At 61.1% G+C, this 3235-nt stretch carries 2 protein-coding genes; one reads left to right on the top strand and one right to left on the bottom strand.

Annotated elements, in window-relative coordinates; all coding sequences use genetic code 11:
• Positions 1–266: 266 nt before the first annotated feature.
• A complete protein-coding gene (locus P0D73_RS46065) occupies positions 267–662 on the bottom strand; it encodes a MerR family transcriptional regulator (protein WP_408182438.1) in 396 nt (131 codons plus the stop codon).
• Positions 663–747: 85 nt separating this feature from the next.
• Between P0D73_RS46065 and P0D73_RS46060 the strand changes: the two genes are divergently transcribed.
• Complete coding sequence (locus P0D73_RS46060) at positions 748–2703, top strand: acid phosphatase (RefSeq protein WP_408436346.1); 1956 nt, start codon at positions 748–750, stop codon at positions 2701–2703.
• The last annotated feature ends 532 nt before the right edge of the window (positions 2704–3235 follow it).

Raw genomic sequence — 3235 nt, 5'->3', positions numbered from 1 at the left:
GCGCAGCCGGTGGTGAGCACGATGAGGGCTGCTGCGAAGCATAAGGGCTTCATGATGGTGTGAAAGTCCAGCAACGTTACTTTGACAATAACGTTGATGAAGAATTCGTTCCGGCACGTGGCTGGCTTCTGTCGAACGCAGGAGGCGCAGTCCGACCCTTCAGAGACATTAGGCCCGAGCGATTCGAATGTCCGCCATCTCAAAGGAGACGCACGCGAGAAAATGAAGGGCCAACGTCTCGCGGCGCCGATCGTGCCTGCCTGTTATCACGGTATCGGTGACAACGCGTCAATGATGCGGCACTCCGCCACTGCCCCGCAGCTGCACTGGTCGATCAGACTATCGAGTTCTGCCTTTAGCGCCTTCAGATCGCAAATCTTGCGTTCGATTTCGGCACGGTGCGCGGATGCGATCGCATCGATTCGGCCGCGGTCATCCGCGAGCTGCAGCAGTTCGCGCACCTGTTCGAGCGAAAAACCCAGATCACGTGCACGGCGAATGAAGCTCAGAGGCCTCAGGTGTGCTTCCGAATATGCGCGGTAATTGGCTTCCGTCCTTGCCGGCGCGGGCAGCAACCCGGTCTCTTCGTAGAACCGGAAGGTCTCGACCTTCGTGCCCGTGGCGCGGGCGAGCTGGCCGATCGTAAGGTTGGCGTCATCCATACGCAATTGGTAATGTGGCGGTCACGCGCGGTGAATAGACTCCCGGTTCTTCTAATGCATCGAATAGACCGGGGGTTTGAAGCGCATGCGCTCACACAGGAAATGTTTGAAGCTGCACGCAACGCTCATCTTGAGCGTGCTGCTGGTTGCCGCGTGCGGCGGCGGAAGCGACGGCAATCACAGCGCCACCAATGCTTCGGCGCCGCCGCCACCGCCGGATCCGACCTTTGTCGATAACGCGCCCATTCCCGACGTCCCTGCATTCGTCGACAACATCGCGACGAATCAGCGCGGCGACGCACGCTTCGCAGCGTTGAACACGAATGCGGGTGTGCGCCTCGTGTCGCGGTTCCTCGACATCTGGTCGCCATTGACCGAAATTGTCGATGCGGGCGTATCCGCTCCGGCGGTCGGTTCGTTTCCGGCGATCGTCCCATCGACGTGGACGGGTTTGCCGAACGACGGGACCCCAGGCGGCACGGTGCTCAACGCGGCCGTGCACAACGCCAACATCCAGTTCGCGATTGGTGAAACCACGAATCGCACGCAAGCTCAGGCCGATGCCGCCTATTTCGACGACCGCCGCGGCAAGGGCTTTAGCGTGACCGACGGCATGGGGCCGCTCACCGATGCATGGCGCGCCGCGGCCCAGCAAACGACGACGATCACGAGCATTCCCGCGAATGCGACGACCGTGCTCTTTAACGACACGGGGAACAATATCGGCGTGGGCGGCACCGCGAATCCGACATTCGGGCACGTCGTGGATCTGCTCTCCGCAATGGGCAACAACGCGTCGACGGAACCGGGCAAGCGCTTCTACAAGTACGCGCGACCGTACCGCTGGAGCTCGAACGTGATCGTCGATCCAACGCTCGTGCCGGCCGAGAGCGCGGACCCGACGACGGACGGCGGCTATATCAGCGGCCATGAAGCCGAAGCGATGCGCGATGCGCTGACGATGGCCTACTGTTTGCCCGAGCGCGGCACGGAGATGATCTCGCGCGGTCTCGAACTCGGCGAGAACCGCATTCTTGCCGGCATGCACTCGCCGCTCGACGTGATGGCCGGACGCATGTTCGCGATCGCGGCGACGGTGGCGAACCTGAACAATCCGGCGAATGCGACGCTGAAGACCGAGGCATTCCAGCAGGCGCATACCGCGCTCGAAGCCGCGACGAACACCAAGCCCGCCGCGTTCTTCGCACTCGCGCATTCGGGCACGCTTGCCACCGATCGATTTGCGGACTTCGCGACCAACAAGGCAAACGACATCAGGCGCATGACGTTCGGCTTCACGCAGATCGAATCGACCAATGCGCCACCCACCGTTCCTAAAGGTGCCGAAGTGCTGCTCGAAACGCGCTTTCCGTATCTGAGCGCAGACCAGCGCCGGGTCGTGATCAAGACGACCGAGTTTCCTTCCGGCTTCCCAGTGATGGACGACGCCGAAGGCTATGGACGCATCGACACGTTCGCGGCCTTCAACGGCTACGGCCAGTTCAACGGCAGTGTCGTCGTTTCGATGGATGCGACGCAAGGAGGTTTCAGTGCCAACGACATGTGGCGCAACGACATTTCGGGCAGCGGCAAGCTGACGCTGAGCGGCACGGGCGCGCTGCAACTCACCGGCAACAACAGCTACTCGGGCGGCACGCAGATAACGGGCGCCACGTTGCAAGCGGATTCGGCGACGGCGTTCGGCACGGGCGACGTATTCGTCGGCGCGGGCACGGCGATCATGAGCGCGAGCTCGCCGGTCAAGGTCGGCGGCAAATTCACCGTACTGCCCGGGGCGACGCTCGCGATGGAGGTCGACGGTTCAGGCGGCGGGCAATTGAATGTTGGCGGCCAGCTGACGCTGGCCGGCAGCACGCTGCACGTGAAGTTCGCGAACGGCTTTGCGCCGAAAGCTGGCGACACGATTCAGCTGATCACGGGTGGCGTCGGCAATCAGCAGTTTTCGACTGTGACCGTGGATGGCGTCAATGCGTCGGCAGTCTATTCGAACGGAACGGTGTCGATTCACATCAATTCGTAACGGCTGAATGGGAAAATGCGAAAGCCGCGGCAACAGCGTGACCGAAATGTGACGTGGCCGCGGCATCGTGGGAACGAGAGACTGCACCGCAAGCTTTGCAATGCGATCTCTTTCTCGTTACCCACCTGCGATGAGCTCATTCAAAGCCGTTGCACTCGAGCATGCGAGCTGCGTGATCAATCAGCGGTTTCACCAACGTGAATCCGCGAGCAGGTTCAGACAATTCAAGCTTTCTACCACCGGCGTCGACAGCGTCATTAGCTGAGCGAGGCGACCATCCCATTGGACTCTGCGCCTTTTCGCTCGTTGATCCCCTCAATCCCCAACTGCGGTAACATGCCACGCAATTGCGGGCGAGAAGTTTGCGAGGAGCCGAAGCAATCAATCCGGAACTCCCATCGCGGAATTGCTGGAGTTATGCCAGTTCGGAACGCGCCGATCGTCGGCCAATGTCGCGACAAATTCAACGCGCGCCGGTGACCGTTGCCGGATGTATTTCAGCCAGTTGCGACGATATCACCAACGTCCCTTC

Origin of the sequence: Paraburkholderia sp. RL18-101-BIB-B (assembly GCF_046026985.1) — a bacterium.
GTDB lineage: Bacteria > Pseudomonadota > Gammaproteobacteria > Burkholderiales > Burkholderiaceae > Paraburkholderia.
The sequence above is the reverse complement of the archived record's forward strand: the minus strand, read 5'-3'. Positions and strand labels throughout refer to the sequence as shown.